This window comes from Rickettsia sp., from assembly GCF_965035265.1.
In genome coordinates, this window is the sequence record NZ_CBCDJS010000080.1 from 1 (window position 1) to 6,037 (window position 6,037).

A 6,037-nucleotide genomic window follows, 5' to 3' on the forward strand; every position below is an offset into this window, starting at 1 on the left:
GATCATGCTAGAGTATCGGCTCAAGCTGCAAAACAAGTTATAACTCAACGTGTTATAGAGGCTGAACGTGAAAAACAATATTATGACTTTAAAGATAGAAAAGGCGAAATTATAAACGGGATAGTTAAGAGAATAGAATACGGTGATATAATAGTTGACTTGAGTCGTGCTGAAGCAATAATAAAAAAAGATCAATTAATTAAGGGCGAGAATTTTAAACCTAATGATCGTATAAAAGCATATGTACAGGATGTAAGGCAAGAAACAAAAGGACCGCAGATTTTCTTATCTAGAGTAGATAACCAAATGCTGGTTAAGCTGTTTAAGCTAGAAGTACCTGAAATTCTTGAAGATATTATTCAAGTAAAATCAGTAGCACGTGATCCCGGCTCAAAAGCAAAAATAGCGGTATTTGCTTCGGATAGTAGTATAGATCCTGTAGGCTCATGCGTAGGTATTAGAGGTAATAGAGTAAAAGCCGTAACAAATGAGTTAAACGGAGAGAAAATTGATATAGTATTATGGAGCAATGATCTTGCACAATTTATAGTTAATGCTCTTGCACCGCTTGCACCTGGGGAAATTACAAAAATTTTGATTGATGAGGATAGGCATAAGGTAGAAGTAGTAGTTTCGCAAGAAAATCAAAGTATTGCAATAGGTAGAAGAGGGCAGAATGTTCGTTTAGCTTCTAAGCTTACCGGTTGGAATATCGATATAATGACCGAAGAGCAAGAATCAAAAAGAAGAAATGAAGAGTTCTTAACTTCTACGGAATTATTTATGGAAGCCTTAGATGTTGAAGAAGTTATAGGTCAGCTTTTATCGGTAACGGGATTTAATTCAGTAGAACAAATTGCAACTAGTGAAGTTAGTACTTTAACAAGAATTGAAGGTTTTGAGGAAGAACTTGCCGTAGAGATCAAAAATCGTGCTACTAATTACGTTGACCTTAAAAATGAGAAGATTATCAAAAAGCTAGAGGAGCTGGGAGTTGAGCAGGAATTAATAGATATACTAGAATTATCGCTTGAATTAATATTAAAATTTGCCGAATATGGTATAAAGACTATAGAAGATTTAGGAGAGATGAGCGTAAATGAATTTAAAAATTTAGCTCCAAATTCTAATATAACGGACGAAAATATTAAATTGCTGATTAAAACTGCTAGACAGCATGGTGAATTGAAAGATAGTTAGAGGATGGGGTTTAGGATGATATTATTCTTGCGAAAGCAGGAATCTAGATTTTTTATGTCATCTCGTGGCTTGACCACGGGATCTTGTATCACAGTCTGAGTCCTAAGATCTAGCTCACAAGTCGCGGTATGACGTTAAAGATTACTGGATTCCCGCTTCTGCGGGAATGACATAAAAGTAATAAACGGAAAAACAGAAACACAAAGGTTTTAAATATGACGGATAACCAGGAAATCAAACCCAAAAAGTTGACACTTGGCAATTCAAAATTATCGCTTAATAAGTCTTTTGACTCTCTTACAGGAGCTCAAAGCTTTGTTAATGCTAAATCTAAAACGCTAGTAGAAGTTAGAAAAAGCTCTACCGGTAGTACTACTGCCCTTTCATTAAATAAAGAAAGAAATAGCTTAGAGCAAACCGTTATTGATGCTAATAAGGAAGAATTTAATAGACGTTTATCTATTCTTAAAAAAGCTGCTGAGCAATCTAAATTAAACGACTCTTCACAAATAAGCACTTTAAGTAAACTTGCAAGTATTAACCAGTCTTCCAACTCAAAAATAGAACTGCTAGAAACTGATAAAGAAGTTGAACAAAAACAGCAAAATACCGAAGAAAATAAAGTAGAAGTTAGTGCTAAAACCGTTCAAGGCGATGAAGATATGTCATCACAAACACCTAAAAAGAAAGAAGAAACTTTTATAAAGTCACCTTTAGTAGGAATGCGAACACGTTACGGTATAGAATCAGAGAAAGAATTAGATAAAACAGCAGAGAATAAAGTAGTTGCACCAAAGATTAAGCTAGAAGAGCCGAAAAAATTTAAAAAAGCTGATCTTTTTAATATGCTTGGTGATGACGAAAGCGGTAGCGGTAGAACTAGAAGCCTTGCTTCTATAAGAAGAGCAAGAGAAAAAGAAAAACGTAAATTAGTATCACAAGCACCTGAGAAAGTATATAGAGAAGTCACGATACCGGAAGTTATCGGGGTCGGCGATCTTGCAAATGCTATGTCTGAAAGAGTGGCTGATGTAATTAAAGAATTAATGAAACTCGGTATTCTTGCAAATGCCAGCCAAACAATAGATGCCGATACAGCAGAACTAGTTGCAACAAATTTAGGGCATACAGTAAAAAGAGTCCAAGAATCAGATGTTGAAAATGTTTTAATTAGTGATGATAAGGTTGAAGATTTAAGAACACGTGCACCGGTTGTGACGGTAATGGGTCATGTAGATCACGGTAAAACCTCATTACTTGACGCTCTTAAATCTACAGATGTTGCTGCAGGTGAGCTAGGCGGAATCACTCAGCATATCGGTGCTTATAGAGTAACTCTTGCAGGCGGTAGAGCAATTACCTTTATTGATACTCCTGGGCATGAAGCTTTTTCGGAAATGCGTTCAAGAGGTGCTAAAGTAACGGATATAGTTATTATAGTGGTTGCGGCAGATGATGGAATCAAAACACAAACGGTTGAGGCAATTAATCATGCAAAAGCAGCAGGTGTTCCTATAATTGTAGCCATTAATAAGATTGATAAGCCTGATATTGATATTGAGCGTGTAAAAAACGAGTTATATATTCATGAAATTATAGGTGAAGAGGCAGGTGGTGACGTTATGGTTATTCCTATCTCGGCACTAAAGAAAATTAACTTAAATAAACTTGAAGAAGCAATTTTATTAATTGCAGAGATGCAGGATTTAAAAGCGAGTCCTTTCGGTGCGGCTGCAGGTGTTGTAATTGAATCGAAAATTGAAAAGGGAAGAGGAACACTAACCACTATTTTAGTTCAACGCGGTACTTTAAAAAATGGTGATATTATAATAGCAGGTAGCTCTTATGGTAAAGTTAAAAAGATGACTAATGATAAGGGGCTGGAAATAACGGAAGCAACTCCGTCCGTTCCTGTAGAAATTCAAGGCTTAAACGAAGTACCTTTTGCCGGTGATAAATTTAACGTAGTACAAAACGACAAACAAGCAAAAGATATAGCTGAATATAGAATGCGTCTTGCTAAAGAAAAGAAAATATCTATTGCTCCACGTTCAAGTTTAGAAGATTTATTTTTAAAAGCTTCCGGTAATAGTAAAATTAAGGAACTGCCTTTAATTATTAAAGGTGATGTTCAAGGGTCGGTTGAAGCCATTTCAGGTAGCTTATTAAAATTACCGAGTGATGAGATAAAACTGCGTATACTTCATAGTGGTGTAGGTCCGATAACGGAATCCGATGTATCACTTGCACATGCTTCTTCGGCTATTATTATCGGCTTTAATGTTAGAGCAGGGGTAAATGCCTTAACTGCAGCAGAAAAAGAAAAAGTTGATATTCGATATTATAGTATAATATATAATTTAATTGATGATATAAAAGCTATTATGAGCGGTATGCTTGATCCAATTATCAGAGAGCAATATATCGGAAGCGTAGCAATTAGACAGGTATTTAATATTACCAAAATCGGCAAAATCGCCGGTAGCTACGTAACTAAAGGTATTATTAAGAAAGGAGCAGGTGTACGTTTATTACGTGATAATGTAGTCATCCATGAAGGAAAACTCAAAACTTTAAAACGCTTTAAAGATGAAGTTAAAGAAGTTAGAGAAGGGTATGAGTGCGGTATAGCATTTGAAAATTACGAAGATATTAGAGAAGGTGACGTAGTTGAAGTCTTCGAGCTAATTCAAGAACAGAGACAATTATAGTACAATTTTTATTATATGTCATTCCCACAAGGCATTGTTGCGTGGATGACTTTCACCTCTGTCATCCCCATGGCTTGACCACGGGATTCAGTTAAAAATACTAAAATTGTTAGTATTTTTTATTGTTTTTATGGACCCCGTGGTCAAGCCATGGGGTGACACAGTAAGTTTTACTGGTCCACGCAACAAGACCTTACCGCAAAAGCGGGAATGACATTTAGTAGAATATCTCTCTTTGATAAATTAATCAATTTTAAGTAAAATATAATAAAAAGTTAATAATTGTTAGCTCTTATCTTGACTTTCTCATAATTTCTATTATAGTGCAACGCTGACTACTATAATAAGAAATGAGGAAGAATTATGGCAATAACATCAATTTTTAACAAGTTACAAAATTTAATCACCCCTAATACTTCTCCAAAACCAGCTTCCTATCTCGCTAACGATGAATTTAAGTATTTTTCAAATATAGAATTAAAAATTTGGGGATATAAAGTACTTTAGGCATCTCTAAAATCAAATTTACAGATTTTTTAGATAAGTTTGATGATAGTGAAAAAGTAACTAATGCACATGAAAACAAAAGTTTTTTCAGTTCATTTAGTTCACCATTAAAAACAGTTTATAATTTTGGAGTAAAGAGTTTTAATATTATAAAAAATACATCTAGTATTCTTTCTTCTAAAGTTGCTGAAACTTTTAATCTTGTAAGCAATAAAGCTCTTTCTTATTTTGGTATTAAAGCTGAAGAAACATTTAGTTTCTTAGATCAAATTGAAAATCTTTCTGATGATCAACTAGTAAAAGAAATTATAAATACGTCTGAGGAAAAATTAGATGCAATTTTTGAAAAAATGACATATGAAAAATTAGCAGAATTAATTAATAATGCTACAAGTGAAAAAGCACAAGAATTAATTAATTACATTATGCCTTGGCATCTTGAAAAAGTAATAGCAATTTCACCTGATACACTTATCGAGCAGAAGCTAAAAAAATTATCAGACAAAAATATCTCCGATACACAGCTTGAACTCATAATTATTTCAGAAAGCGAAGAAAAGATTGCAGAAAAACTTGATATTATTCCAAATAAAAATTTAGAAAGAATCATCAGTAGTATTACAAATTTTAAGCTAGTAACAATAATTTATCATGCCTCAGGTAAAAATTTAGAAAGAATCATCAGTAGTGTTACAAATGATAAGCTAGTAACAATAATTCATCATGCCTCAGGTGAAAATTTAGTAAAAATTATCAATAGTATTGCAAATGATAGATTGGCAGAATTAATTAATAATACCTCAGGTGAAAATTTAGAAAGAATCATCAATAGTATTCCAAATGATAAATTAGCAGTGATTGTTAATAATGCCTCGGATGCAAATTTAGTAAAAATCATGGATGATGATGATATTTCAAATAAATGCTTACGAAGTGTATCAGATTTGTTACCTGATGAAAAAGTTAAACAAATAGATAAACGAATAATGATTTTAATCCACGGTGAAGAGGTTGTAAAGCAGCTAGAAAATCAACAATTATTAGAAGAAATTTTAAATACGCCTGATAGTGAATTAGATAAAATTAAGCCTATAAAATTAGATGAATTAATTAATGATATTTCAGATGAAAATTTAGAAAGAATCATTGATGGTATTTCAAATGATAAATTAGCAACAATGATTAATGACGCTTCTGATAAAAATTTAGAAAGAATATTTGATAGTATCCCAGATCAAAACTTATCAAAGGTATTGTCAGAGATATCGTCCTTATTACCTGAAGAAAAGTTTAAGCAAATAATGATTTTAATTCACGGTGAAGAGGTTGTAAAGCAGCTAGAAAATCAACAATTATTAGAAGAAATTATAAATACGCCTGATAATGAATTAGATCAAATTAAGATCACACATGAAAAATTAGCAGAATTAATTAATAATACTTCAGATGAAGATTTAGAAAAAATCATTGATATAATGGCCTGAAAAAACTGAACAAAAAAATAGTTAGGTTTGCTTGGTAATAAGTTAGAATAGACCAAATAACTTAAGAGGTAAGAATGACTAAGAAACAGTTTCGGAATTTCAGTGCCGAAGAAAAGACCAAGATAGTATTAGAAT

Annotated in this window: 2 protein-coding genes and 1 pseudogene; all 3 read left to right on the forward strand. The window is 32.7% G+C overall.

What is annotated here, in order from left to right; all coding sequences use genetic code 11:
* On the forward strand, positions 1 to 1,200 hold a 1,200-nt coding region (nusA, locus tag AC1Z7D_RS05610; RefSeq protein ID WP_482602718.1), incomplete at its 5' end, for a transcription termination factor NusA.
* Positions 1,201 to 1,415: 215 nt separating this feature from the next.
* Positions 1,416 to 3,911: a translation initiation factor IF-2 gene (infB, locus tag AC1Z7D_RS05615; RefSeq protein ID WP_482602720.1), complete on the forward strand. Its 2,496-nt coding sequence runs from the start codon at positions 1,416 to 1,418 to the stop codon at positions 3,909 to 3,911.
* Positions 3,912 to 4,274: 363 nt separating this feature from the next.
* Positions 4,275 to 5,194 (forward strand): annotated as a pseudogene (locus tag AC1Z7D_RS05620) (SrfC family effector protein); the annotation flags it as partial.
* Between the last annotated feature and the right edge of the window lie 843 nt (positions 5,195 to 6,037).